The organism is Mesorhizobium sp. CC13, assembly GCF_039907765.1.
In the GTDB taxonomy this organism is placed as follows: domain Bacteria; phylum Pseudomonadota; class Alphaproteobacteria; order Rhizobiales; family Rhizobiaceae; genus Aminobacter.
In genome coordinates this window covers 85,566-97,240 of sequence record NZ_JARDJI010000001.1, presented here as the reverse complement: position 1 = coordinate 97,240, position 11,675 = coordinate 85,566, and the positions used below count along the sequence as shown (strand labels likewise).

Genomic DNA, 11,675 nt, shown 5'->3' with positions numbered 1-11,675 from the left:
TTCAGAGGTCGCGTTCGAGGGCGACGAGCCGCAACGTCCTTTCGCGCGCCCGCCGCCGCGCTTCGCCGAGGAACAGGTAGTGGCAATAGCCGCAGGCCAGCAGGCCCAGCGCCAGCACCGAGCCGGTCAGCCAGTCGAGCGAGAAGCCGGCGGGAAGCATGAAGGTCTCCAGCCCCGGCACGTAGGCAAGCACGCTGGCCGTCCGGGCATGATAGCTGGTGGCGAAGGCCGCGGCCACGAACAACAGCGCCGTATGGTTGACCAGGAACGCGCCGGCACGCAGCGCCCGCGCAAGCCAGGTGCAGAGCGCAGCCACTGCGGCAAGCGCCACGAACTGCATGCCGATCGATGTGCCCAGCAACGAATCGACCTGGAACCAGAAATTGCCGAACAGGGCCCGCAGCGCCAGCCAGGCGCGCCACATGCCGGGATCGGCGGGGAACTGGCCGAGCAGCACGGTTGCCGCCCTTTCGCCCGCCAGCAGCAAAAGGACCAGAAGCGGAAAGGCAATGACGGGAACCGTCCTGATGCGCATCGTCTCCTCCCGTTCGGGACGATGCGATGCTACCGCTCCATGGTTGCGCCAAGCTTAATGTGGTTACGAGCCATGAGACTGGCCGGCCCGGCGCCGGCAAAGCGCGATGCTGCCTACCGCAGGTCAGGTTGCAGGCCCTTGGGAAGGCGCGCTGTCGCGAGTGGCATATCGGAAGGAGAAAATGGTGCTGCCAGAGAGGATTGAACTCTCGACCTCTCCCTTACCAAGGGAGTGCTCTACCACTGAGCTACGGCAGCATCCGTGGACGCGGCGGCTTGTGCCACATGATTCCCGGGAGCGCAAGTTATGAGTTGCATCAAATCGGCTATCATTTTCCACAGGCCCTCTTACGCCACAATACTGGCCATTTCCGTTGCCAAGCCGATATGAACGAACGACAAGCGGGGACCACCACATGTCGTCGACGAAGAAAACGCCTCAGAGCGGGGCCGACCAGCGCAAGGCGCGGCTTGCGGCGGAGCTGCGTGCCAACCTGATGAAGCGCAAGGCGCAGGCACGCTCGCGGCGCACCGGCGAAGCCGATACGAGACCGGAGGGCCTGGCGGCCGCCGGTGACGACAAGGAGAAACCCGAGAAGGCCTGACGGCGACGGCAGGCGCTTGGCGCAGAGGACGGCGAAGCCCTGATTCTTGAACCGGGTGGCGCGATGGTCTAGACGGCGGCAAGAAAATTTCTCGCCAGCACCGGGCAATCCCCGGAGAAACGACGGTTTATGGATCGCATCAGAATTGTCGGCGGCAACGAGCTGACCGGAACCATCCCGATCTCGGGCGCGAAGAACGCAGCCCTTCCCCTGATGATCGCCTCGCTGCTCACCGACGATACGCTGACCCTCGACAACGTACCGCACCTGGCCGACGTCGAGCAGCTGATCCGCATCCTCGGCAACCACGGCGTCGACTATGCCGTCAACGGCCGCCGCGAGCGCCAGAGCGAAGGCTATTCGCGCACCATCAGCTTCACCGCGCGCAACATCGTCGATACCACCGCGCCCTACGAACTCGTCTCCAAGATGCGCGCCAGCTTCTGGGTCATCGGCCCGCTGCTCGCCCGCATGGGCGAGGCCAAGGTGTCGCTGCCGGGCGGCTGCGCCATCGGCACGCGCCCGGTCGACCTGTTCATCGAAGGCCTGCAGGCGCTCGGCGCCGACATCGACGTCGACAACGGCTATGTCGTCGCCAAGGCCAAGAACCGGCTCACCGGCAACCGCTACGTCTTCCCCAAGATCTCCGTCGGCGCCACCCATGTGCTGATGATGGCAGCGACGCTTGCCCGCGGCGAGACGGTGCTCGAAAACGCCGCCCGCGAGCCCGAGGTGGTCAACCTCGCCGAGTGCCTCAACGCCATGGGCGCGAAGATCAGCGGCGCCGGCACCTCGACGATCACCATCGAAGGCGTCGATTCTCTGTCGGGCGCGCGCCATCGCGTCATCCCCGACCGCATCGAGACCGGCACCTATGCGATGGCGGTGGCCATGACCGGCGGCGACGTGATCCTGGAAGGCGCGCGCGCCGACCTGCTGCAGGGCGCGCTCGACGTGATCGCCCGCACCGGCGCCGAAATCACCGAGACCAACTCCGGCATCCGCGTCATGCGCAACGGCTCCGGCATCTCGCCGGTCGACGTCGTCACCGCGCCCTTTCCGGGCTTCCCGACAGACCTGCAGGCACAGTTCATGGGTCTGATGACGATGGCGAAGGGCAAGGCCAAGATCACCGAGACGATCTTCGAGAACCGCTTCATGCACGTGCAGGAGCTTGCGCGCCTGGGTGCCCACATCACGCTGTCCGGCCAGACGGCGATCGTCGAGGGCGTTTCCAAGCTCAAGGGCGCGCCCGTGATGGCGACCGACCTGCGTGCCTCGGTATCGCTGGTCATCGCCGGCCTCGCCGCCGAGGGCGAGACGATGGTCAACCGCGTCTATCATCTCGACCGCGGCTTCGAGCGGCTGGAAGAGAAACTGTCGCGCTGCGGCGCGATCATCGAGCGCATCAGCGGCTGAGCAGGATAGGGCAATAGGGCAGTAGGGCAATATCCGTGAAAACGCTGCCCAGTCCCCTGTTGCCTTGCTCCCCTACTCCCCTACTCCCTTACTGCCCTACTCCCCTCCGGCCCGGTTGCGCGCTGCGTCAAGACCGCCTAACAAGACGGGAAGCATATAGAGTTTCCCGCGCAGGCAGCCGACCCAAGATGACCCAGCTCAAGCTAGTCGCCCTCGACGAACAGGATCTGGAGATCGTCTCGGCGCATGTGCAGGACGCCGTGGTCAAGGTCGGCGACCTCGAATACCGAGCCTCGGCCAAGCGTTTCGCTTTGGAGATGAACCGCTTCGCCTGGGAGACCAGGACGGGCCTGCTGCGCCCCAGATATGAACGGCGCCGTTCGATCCTGCATTTCGACAGGGTGCTCTCGGCCAAGCTGCACGGCATGTCGCGCGACAAGAAGGACGAGGTGCTGGAACTGCTCGCCATCCGCTTTGCGCCGGCCGAAGAGCCGGTAGGCACCATCGAGCTCACCTTCGCGGGCGGGGCTGCGATCCGGCTCGCGGTGGAATGCATCGAGGCGCGGCTGACCGACACCGGCGCTGCCTGGCAGGCCTCCTCCCGCCCCAATCACAATACCTGAGCATTTGCGACCATGGCCATCACGCTTCGCCACTCAGACGCAGACTTCGAGAAGCGGTTCGCGCAGTTCCTGACCACCAAGCGCGAGGTATCGCCCGACGTCGAGGCGACGGTGCGCGCCATCATCGACGACGTGCGCAGCCGGGGCGACGCGGCGCTCATCGACTACTCGAAGAAATTCGACCGCGCCGACCTCGCCACGCTCGGCATCGCCGTATCCCGAGCCGACATCGAGCAGGCCTACCAGGACGCCGATCCCGAGACGGTGGAAGCGCTCCGCTTCGCCCGCGACCGCATCCGTTCCCACCACGAGCGGCAGATGCCGAGCGACGACCGCTACACCGATGCCGTCGGCGTCGAGCTCGGCTCGCGCTGGACGGCGATCGAGGCGGTCGGGCTCTACGTGCCCGGCGGCACGGCGAGCTACCCGAGTTCGGTGCTGATGAATGCGGTGCCCGCCAAGGTCGCCGGCGTCGAGCGCATCGTCATCGTCGTGCCCGCCTCGGGCGGCACGATCAACCCGCTGGTGCTGGTCGCGGCCGACCTCGCCGGTGTGTCCGAGATCTACCGCGTCGGCGGCGCCCAGGCTATCGCAGCACTCGCCTACGGCACCGAGACGATCCGCCCGGTCGCCAAGATCGTCGGCCCCGGCAACGCCTATGTGGCCGCCGCCAAGCGGCAGGTGTTCGGCACCGTCGGCATCGACATGATCGCCGGCCCGTCTGAGGTGCTCGTCGTCGCCGACAGCGACAACGACCCCGACTGGATCGCCGCCGACCTGCTCGCCCAGGCCGAACACGACGTCTCGGCCCAGTCGATCCTGATCACCGACGACGCCGAATTCGGCAAGGCGGTGGAAGCGGCCGTCGCGCGCCAGATCAAGCAGCTGCCGCGCGGCGAGACAGCCGCCGCCAGCTGGCGCGATTTCGGCGCCGTCATCCTGGTCGAGAACTTCGACGCCGCCATCCCGCTCGTCGACCGCATCGCGGCCGAACATCTCGAACTCGCCGTCGCCGATCCCGAGGCGCTCCTGCCCCGCATCCGCAACGCCGGCGCGATCTTCGTCGGCCGGCATACGCCCGAGGTCATCGGCGACTATGTCGGCGGCTCCAACCACGTGCTGCCGACGGCGCGCTCGGCGCGCTTTTCGTCGGGGCTGTCGGTGCTTGAGTTCGTCAAGCGCAGCTCCATCCTCAAGCTCGGTCCCGACCAGCTGAGGGCGCTGGCACCGGCGGCGATCGCGCTTGCCAGGGCCGAAGGGCTCGATGCGCATGCGCGTTCCGTCGCCATCAGATTGAACATGTAGGCGGCGATGTCCGACAAGGGCCACGCACGCTCCCGCCTCGTCGACGTCGAACTCGACGAATCGATCGGCCGTTCGACGCCCGACGTCGAGCATGAACGCGCCGTCGCCATCTTCGACCTGATCGAGGAGAACAGCTTCCACCCGATCAACGACGACGGCCACGGCCCCTACAGGCTGAAGCTGTCGCTGGCCGATTCGCGGCTGGTCTTCGCCATCTCGCGCGAACATGGCGACCCGGTGGTCACCCACATCCTGTCGCTGACGCCGTTCCGGCGGATCGTGAAGGACTACTTCATGATCTGCGAGAGCTACTACGAGGCGATCCGCTCGTCGACGCCGAGCCAGATCGAGGCGATCGACATGGGCCGGCGCGGGCTGCACAACGAAGGCTCGCAGACGCTGCTCGATCGCCTCGCCGGCAAGATCGAGATCGATTTCGACACCGCCCGGCGCCTGTTCACGCTGATCTGCGTACTGCATTGGCGCGGATGACGCATGGCGGACGACGCTAAAGGCCCGCGCTCGGTGCTGTTCATGTGCCGCATGAATTCGGTCCGCTCGCCGATGGCCGAGGCGATCGCCCGGCACGGCCTGTCGCCGTCGATCTTCGTGGCGTCGGCCGGCGTTCGCGCCGGCGAGCGCGATCCCTTCGTCGACGCCGTGCTGGCCGAGCAGGGCATGCGGCTTGCCGGGCATCAGCCGCGCACGATCGGCGATCTCGAGGACGACTATTTCGACCTGATCGTGACGCTTGCCCCGGAAGCGCACCATGCCGCCCTGGAGTTCACGCGCTCGATGGCGGTGGACGTCGAGTACTGGCCCACCCCCGACCCGACCGTGGTCACCGGAAGCCGCGACCAGATCATGTCGGCCTACCGCGACGTGCGCGAGCGGCTGAAGGCCAAGGTGGCCGAAAGATTTGTGGTGGGAACGCCGGAAATAGACGCCGAATAAGCGTGTTCACAAAGCGCCGATTATCATATAGGTTCCGCGCAAATTCCGGCCGGGGCGCCGGCAATGCCACCCAAACCAAAGGTATCTAATGCCGAAGGAAGAAGTCCTCGAGTTTCCGGGCACCGTGACGGAATTGTTGCCGAACGCGATGTTCCGGGTCAAGCTCGAAAACGAACACGAAATCATCGCCCACACCGCCGGGCGCATGCGCAAGAATCGCATCCGCGTGCTGACCGGCGACAAGGTCCTCGTCGAAATGACGCCCTACGACCTGACCAAGGGCCGCATCACCTACCGCTTCAAGTAAGTCCGCGCGCGGCCCGCGAGCGAGCCTCCACCTACAGGATTGTGCGTTGAGCGATCTGCAAAAGCTTGTGCTTGCCTCGGGTTCACCCCGCCGCGTCGAGCTGCTGCAACAGGCCGGCATCGAGCCCGACCGGCTGTTTCCGGCCGATGTCGACGAGCGGCCGATGCGCGCCGAAAACCCGCGCTCGCTGGCCAAGCGCCTGTCGGCAAGCAAGGCACAGCGCGCCCACAACGTGATCGTCAAGGAACCGGAGCATTCGCCGGGCTTCATCCTCGCCGCCGACACGGTGGTCGCCGTCGGCCGCCGCATCCTGCCCAAGGCGGAGACGATGGACGAGGCGCTGCACTGCCTGCAGCTGCTCTCCGGCCGCTCGCACAGGGTCTACACCGGCCTGGCGCTGGTCACGCCGGCGGGCAAGCTGCGCCAGCGGCTCGTCGAGACGCGCGTGCGCTTCAAGCGCCTGTCGCGCCAGGACATGGACAGCTATCTCGCCTCGGGCGAATGGCGCGGCAAGGCCGGAGGCTACGCCATCCAAGGCTATGCCGGCACCTTCATCGTCAAGCTGGTCGGCTCCTACAGCAACGTCGTCGGCCTGCCCCTCTACGAGACGACCTCGCTGCTCTCGGGCGAAGGCTACCAGGTCCAGATGGGCTGGCACGCCGGCAACCACCCGTGACCGTCGATCCCAAGGACAAGGTGACGCCGCTGCGCGCCAGGCGGCCCTGCCCCGAATGCGGCAAGCCGTCGGCGCGGGAGACTTATCCGTTCTGCTCGCCGCGCTGCAAGGCGGTGGACCTGAACCGCTGGCTTTCGGGCAGCTATGCCATTCCCGTGCGCGACGACGAGGAAGAAGATTCCGACCGCGCGGCCGGCTCCGGCGAGGAAGCGTAGCCGCACTTCCACCTTCCGCAGCGGCCTGTGATTTCTTTCGAGAAAAACACGTTGGAGCGGCTGGACAGGGTGAAATCTCGTGCTATAACCCACGCGCTTTCGGGGGTGCAGCGCACCCTCAGAAGGACCGGATCGAGACCCCAGCGGCCTGATCCAGGACAGTTGCCCGGATAGCTCAGTTGGTAGAGCAGCGGATTGAAAATCCGCGTGTCGGTGGTTCGAATCCGCCTCCGGGCACCATTTTTCCCACAGCAGACCCGATTGCTCAAACCACAGCCACGCGCGCGCCGCTGCCCTGGCACCAGGACAGGCGAACCTACCCGGCCACTTCGCAGTTCCCGCCCGTCCCCCGTAAGACGGTTACCCGGCCTTCAAATAGATGACGCGCATGACCGCGACCTCTGACCCGGAGTTCGTGGCTCCTTCCCTGGTGCTGCCCTTGGTGCAGCTCCACACGTCGCCCGCCTTGGCCACAAACTCCATCTCGCCCGCCTTGACCTGCAACTCGCCGTCAGTGACCTGGCAGACCATGTCGTCGGTCATCGGTTCGCCGACGGGAAAAGCTGCCGCAGGCTGGAAAACGACGTCGATCATCTCGAGGTTCTTGTATGCGGCAATCACCGACTCGCGCTTGCCGAGTTCCACGACCCTTACGCCCGGGAAAATCTCCTTACCCTCGGCCGCGCCATAAGCCTTGGCGGCTGCCGGCGTCGGCGAGACGACAAGCGGCGTTGCGGCCACCGTCAGACCCAGTGCAAGTGCGGACCTGCGATTCATCTGTTGCATGGCTTCCTCCTACCTAAGTCGCCCACGAAGTAGGCATCGAGAATCATCGAACTGCCGCCGCCGCCAGTCAATTCGCACTTCCGATGTAGCCTCGCCGGCGTTGAACGTTCACGGTCGAAAGAGAGGCTCCGAGCGCTTCACCCAATGCACACGGACCATGCGATGCGCGTCGCACCGAATGCCGACATCAGCCCCGTTAGGTACCCTGCTTGGGTTGGCGAAAATGCTCGCCGACGGCGACGGTATCGTTCGCCTCATGGGGAGCAGAGAGCGCAGGCTGCTTTGCAAGCCTGCGCTCTGTGCCATGGCAGGGCCAGCTTACAGCCAGCCGCGGCGCTTGAAATACGCATAAGGCACGATGGCCGACAGAACCATCAGCCCCAGCGCCCAAGGATAGCCAAGCGCCCACTTCAACTCCGGCATGATGTCGAAATTCATGCCGTAGATCGACGCCACCAGCGTCGGGGGCAGGAACACGACGGCTGCCACGGAGAATATCTTGATGATCTGGTTCTGTTCCAGATTGATCAGCCCCAAGGTAGCGTCGAGCAGGAAGTTGATCTTGCCGGACAGGAAGATCGCATGTTCGCCCAGCGACGCGGCATCGCGCTGGATCAGCTTCACGCGCTCCCTGATGTCCTTCGTGGCCTTGCGGGGAGACGAACCGGCTGTCCGGTTGATCTCCACGGCGGTGTGATAGGCGGCCAGCCGGGTCATGCTGATCAGGCTTTCCCTGAGCTTCGTCAGCAGGTCGCCCTTCCGGCCGATCTGCTCGATCAGCGACTGGAGATCGCGTGTCTTCTTCGTCGCGCTCTTGGCCTTGTTGCGGAAGACCTCGCGCGAAATCGCATCGGCTTCGTCGCCAATGCGTTCGAGCGCGTCCGCGACCCGGTCGATGAGCGCCTCGACCAGACCGAGCATGACCGCCTCTCCAGTCATGCACTGGCCTGCACTGCCCCGCTGTCCCTTCGCGATGTAGTGAGCGAACGGCTTCGAGTCGAAATGGCGGACAGTGACGAGCGCCTGCCCCTTCAGGATGAAGGTGATCGGCGCCTTGACCGGATCGTCGCTCTCGATCTCGGTGACGGCCGTCATGGTCATGAACTCGGCGCCATCCTCGTTGTAGAGGCGATCCGAGAGTTCGATTTCCGCCATTTCGTCCCGCGTCGGGATGGCGATGCCGAGATGCGTCTCGAGGCGCTTGACCTCATCGGCCGAGGCGCTGAGGAGGTCGATCCAGAGGGCTTTGGCTGCCTCCGGATCGTCGAAGTCGGGGATCGTCTTGAGACGGCCGTTCTGGCCCGCAAAGATGCGCAGCATTTGTGGCTCCTTCTGGCAAGCTGCGACGCCGCCCGCGGAGCCCTGAGATCAGGAGCGTCGCGCGACCGGCAATATCGAAGAGGAACTTCGACTGTCGGGGTCCATGGTTATGTCCTGTCGTTTGATGACGGTGGGATGACCGTCGGTTGCGCGATGCGCCATCTTTGCCGCTGAGTCAACACACATTGGGGCCTTGGCACTAAACGGATATCGCCCCCTCGAACAAGCAGCCGGCGGTGGTCGGGTCATCGGCATCCGATACGGCCAGAACCTCTATGGCGCGCTCGGACCGCCAGGCGTGTATCCCCTCGATCTTCGCGAGGGGGGACAAGCCATCGATACGAACGAGGTTCAATTCCTCGTCGAGGATGCAAAGCGCCGAACCAGCAAGCCTGCCGTCGCGATAGGCGTCGGCGGTATCCTCGGCGACCGCCGAGAGCACGATCGAGCCGTCTGCGAGGGCGCAGGCATCGGTGACGCATAGCGGCACCTCCTCGACGGAGGGAAGGCGCAACGACGTGGCCGAGAGAATGTCGACCACGCCGCCTTGCAGTGCCCGGTCCAGCTCGACGGCAAGAACGGTGTTGTCCGGCCGCGAGGTGTTGCCACGATTGAACAGCAGCAGTTGACTGCCCCGCACGACCGCACCCTCGACGTTCACCTCATCCACCGCGCCCGCGATCGCCTGGAAAAGCAGAGCCATGTCGAGGAGCCGGACCGCCCCCACGCCTCCATCTGGGTCGAGGCCGATCATCGCGGCACGGCGGCGCTTGTCGGTCGACCCCGAGCCGATCGCCAGAAGCACCGACCGGCGCCCATCCTCTCCATCTGGCAGTCGGAGCAACACTTCGAAATCGGGCTTCACAGCCTTGCGCAGGTCCGGATCGCGCGGAAGCCGCCCCGGAAGCAGGCGGACCATCTCCCCCGGGGCACCGCCTTCGATAGGGAAGATCGCGAGGCCGAGTTCATCGTCGCCCACGACATACAGCTTCGATCCGACGGCGACCAGGCCGCTGGCTGCCGACAAATGCCGTTGGCCCGAAGCGCCGGGACGATCGATGGTCAGGTGACGTCGAAGCTTGAGTTCCATCGGTCCTGCAGGTGTTGGTGTCGTCGCTCGAATTGCTATCAGACAATCGCATCGGTTTCTGCATCAGGCCGAACGTGCCGCAATCGGTGCAGCGCGCCCTCCCCCTTCGCCGGTTTGGTTAGCCGCCTCCCCCATTCCGATGAATTTACAAGCGGACCGGGGGGCGCGAGGTTCGCGGATCACCCTGTTGATCGCAGCGCTTGTCCCGAAAACATCTGCGGAGGAACTGCCATGAGGTCTTCACATCTCGCCAGCTGCGCCCTGATTGCCCTGGCCTTCGTCTGGAACGCCGGTCCGGCCGTCAATCCCGCCAGGGCCGAGGGGCCCAGCAAGGCCGAACTCGACGCCGCCCGCCAGGCTCTGGAGAAGTACAAGGATCCCTACGTCGCCGTCCGCGACCTCTATCTGTCGACGGTGGGTTGCGTCCACTACAGCGGCGAGAAGATGGAAGGCCGGATGGAGTATGCGAAGGGCGCAATGGGCGTCCACTTCGTCAATCTCACCGTCAAGGGACCGCCCGACCTGGCCAAGCCGAACGTGCTGGTCTACGAGCCCGACGGCGGAAAACTGCGCCTCGTCGCCGTCGAATGGCTGGTTCCGCTCGCAGTCGCCAAGGAGCGGCCGACCCTGATGGGCCAGCCCTTCGAAGGGCCGATGGAGGGGCACGAACCCCTGATCCCCAAAGAGTTCGCCCACTACGACCTGCATGCCTGGCTGTTCAAGGACAATCCGAACGGAATGTTCAGCGCGACCAACCCGGACGTGACATGCGAGGGCCATCCCTTCAGCCTGCTGGAGGAACCCACCAAGATGGTGCCCGTCCCCTGAAGCGTGCGATCGGAGCCATGTCGCGCCGGGCCGGCGCGCGCGCCTTCAGCCGCACTGCGCGCCGGCCTCCAGCGCTTCGATCTCTGCTTCGGCCAGCAACGCGCCGTGGTGGCCGATGACGGTTGCCGCGACGCGGGCGGCGAACGCGGCGGCGAGGCCTTCGTCGCCGGTTTCGAGATAGTTCGCCAGGAAGGCGCCGTTGAAGCTGTCGCCGGCGCCGGTCGTGTCGACGACCTTTTCCGCCCGTGCGGCGGGGACGAAGGCTTGGCGGCCGCCGAAGCTCAGGGTGATGCCGTCGGCGCCGTCCTTGACGACGAGCTTGTCGACGCCGAGGCCGCGATAGCGCGCGATCGTCGCCTCGACCGAGGCGTCGCCGAAATGCGTCGCCTCGTCCTCGAAGCTCGGCATGACCATGCTGGAGACCGCCGCACCATCGGAAATCGCGCGCCGCATCCTCTGGGCATCGTCCCACAGGCGCGGGCGGATGTTGGGATCGAAGGCGACGGGCTTGCCGGCGGCCTTGGCACGGCCGATCTCGGCGAGCAGCGTCGCAAGCGCATCCGGCGCAAGGATCGCCAGCGTGATGCCCGAGAAGAAGACCGTGTCGGACGCATCGATCGCGGCGCGCAAGCCGGCCGGGTCGTCGGCGAGCAGACGCGCGGCCGAAGCCGAGCGCCAATATGAGAAGCTGCGCTCGCCGTCCTTGAGGTGGATCATGTAGAGGCCGGGCGTGCGCTCCGGCACGCGCCTGACGAAGCCGGTGCCGACGCCCGTGCCTTCCATGAAGGCGAGCATCTCGTCGGACACGGGATCGGTGCCTACGGCGGTGAAATAGTCCACCTGCCATGCTGCGGGCAGGAAGGCGCCCAGGTAGTAGGCGGTGTTGAAGGTGTCGCCGGCGAACCCCTTACGCAGCAGGCCGCCCTCGGCCTGCCTGAGTTCGACCATGCATTCCCCGATCAAGAGTGCGCGCGCCATGTGCCCTTCCAAGAATGAAGTCGGATCGTGTCGGA

General features: G+C 65.6%; 15 protein-coding genes and 2 tRNA genes. 11 read left to right on the top strand and 6 right to left on the bottom strand.

Translation table 11 applies throughout. The features are described 5' to 3' along the window. Position 1: 1 nt before the first annotated feature. A complete protein-coding gene (locus PV773_RS00485; RefSeq protein ID WP_347964443.1) occupies positions 2-535 on the bottom strand; it encodes a hypothetical protein in 534 nt (177 codons plus the stop codon). Between the two features lie 182 nt (positions 536-717). Further along, a tRNA-Thr gene (locus PV773_RS00480) sits at positions 718-792 on the bottom strand. Between the two features lie 158 nt (positions 793-950). Here PV773_RS00480 and PV773_RS00475 point away from each other — a divergent pair. The 10 genes from PV773_RS00475 (at position 951) to PV773_RS00430 (ending at position 6,878) form a co-directional block, all read left to right on the top strand. Continuing rightward, entirely contained in the window at positions 951-1,139 is a 189-nt protein-coding gene (locus PV773_RS00475; RefSeq protein ID WP_347964442.1) for a hypothetical protein, read from the top strand. A gap of 129 nt (positions 1,140-1,268) precedes the next feature. After that, positions 1,269-2,558, top strand: coding sequence for a UDP-N-acetylglucosamine 1-carboxyvinyltransferase (murA, locus tag PV773_RS00470; RefSeq protein WP_347964441.1), 1,290 nt, complete (start codon positions 1,269-1,271; stop codon positions 2,556-2,558). A 188-nt stretch (positions 2,559-2,746) separates the two neighbouring features. Further along, on the top strand, positions 2,747-3,181 hold the full coding sequence (locus PV773_RS00465) for a DUF2948 family protein (protein ID WP_347964440.1): 435 nt from the start codon (positions 2,747-2,749) through the stop codon (positions 3,179-3,181). A gap of 12 nt (positions 3,182-3,193) precedes the next feature. After that, positions 3,194-4,486 carry a histidinol dehydrogenase gene (hisD, locus tag PV773_RS00460; RefSeq protein ID WP_347964439.1) on the top strand — a complete coding sequence of 431 codons (1,293 nt, stop codon included), beginning with the start codon at positions 3,194-3,196 and terminating at the stop codon, positions 4,484-4,486. A gap of 6 nt (positions 4,487-4,492) precedes the next feature. Continuing rightward, positions 4,493-4,978 carry a UPF0262 family protein gene (locus tag PV773_RS00455; RefSeq protein WP_340036340.1) on the top strand — a complete coding sequence of 162 codons (486 nt, stop codon included), beginning with the start codon at positions 4,493-4,495 and terminating at the stop codon, positions 4,976-4,978. Between the two features lie 3 nt (positions 4,979-4,981). Beyond that, on the top strand, positions 4,982-5,440 hold the full coding sequence (locus tag PV773_RS00450; protein WP_347964438.1) for a low molecular weight phosphatase family protein: 459 nt from the start codon (positions 4,982-4,984) through the stop codon (positions 5,438-5,440). 88 nt (positions 5,441-5,528) lie between these two features. Further along, entirely contained in the window at positions 5,529-5,747 is a 219-nt protein-coding gene (gene infA, locus PV773_RS00445; RefSeq protein WP_019172992.1) for a translation initiation factor IF-1, read from the top strand. A gap of 46 nt (positions 5,748-5,793) precedes the next feature. After that, a complete protein-coding gene (locus PV773_RS00440; RefSeq protein ID WP_347964437.1) occupies positions 5,794-6,423 on the top strand; it encodes a Maf-like protein in 630 nt (209 codons plus the stop codon). After that, positions 6,420-6,638 carry a DNA gyrase inhibitor YacG gene (gene yacG / locus PV773_RS00435; RefSeq protein WP_347964436.1) on the top strand — a complete coding sequence of 73 codons (219 nt, stop codon included), beginning with the start codon at positions 6,420-6,422 and terminating at the stop codon, positions 6,636-6,638. Before PV773_RS00440 ends, yacG begins: the two co-directional genes overlap by 4 nt. Before the next feature lie 164 nt (positions 6,639-6,802). Further along, positions 6,803-6,878, top strand: a tRNA-Phe gene (locus PV773_RS00430). A gap of 120 nt (positions 6,879-6,998) precedes the next feature. On the opposite strand, the gene PV773_RS00425 is transcribed toward PV773_RS00430, so the two are convergent. The 3 genes from PV773_RS00425 to PV773_RS00415 form a co-directional block, all read right to left on the bottom strand. Next, a complete protein-coding gene (locus PV773_RS00425) occupies positions 6,999-7,424 on the bottom strand; it encodes a hypothetical protein (protein ID WP_347964435.1) in 426 nt (141 codons plus the stop codon). Between the two features lie 318 nt (positions 7,425-7,742). Continuing rightward, positions 7,743-8,744: a magnesium transporter CorA family protein gene (locus PV773_RS00420; protein WP_347964434.1), complete on the bottom strand. Its 1,002-nt coding sequence runs from the start codon at positions 8,742-8,744 to the stop codon at positions 7,743-7,745. A gap of 199 nt (positions 8,745-8,943) precedes the next feature. After that, on the bottom strand, positions 8,944-9,834 hold the full coding sequence (locus tag PV773_RS00415) for a hypothetical protein (RefSeq protein WP_347964433.1): 891 nt from the start codon (positions 9,832-9,834) through the stop codon (positions 8,944-8,946). Between the two features lie 231 nt (positions 9,835-10,065). On the opposite strand from PV773_RS00415, the gene PV773_RS00410 reads away from it, so the two are divergent. After that, positions 10,066-10,662 (top strand): hypothetical protein, encoded by a 597-nt coding sequence (locus PV773_RS00410; RefSeq protein WP_347964432.1) that lies wholly within the window; start codon positions 10,066-10,068, stop codon positions 10,660-10,662. Positions 10,663-10,707: 45 nt separating this feature from the next. Here the strand turns inward: PV773_RS00410 and PV773_RS00405 are convergent, their stop codons facing one another. Then, entirely contained in the window at positions 10,708-11,640 is a 933-nt protein-coding gene (locus tag PV773_RS00405) for a sugar kinase (RefSeq protein WP_347964431.1), read from the bottom strand. Between the last annotated feature and the right edge of the window lie 35 nt (positions 11,641-11,675).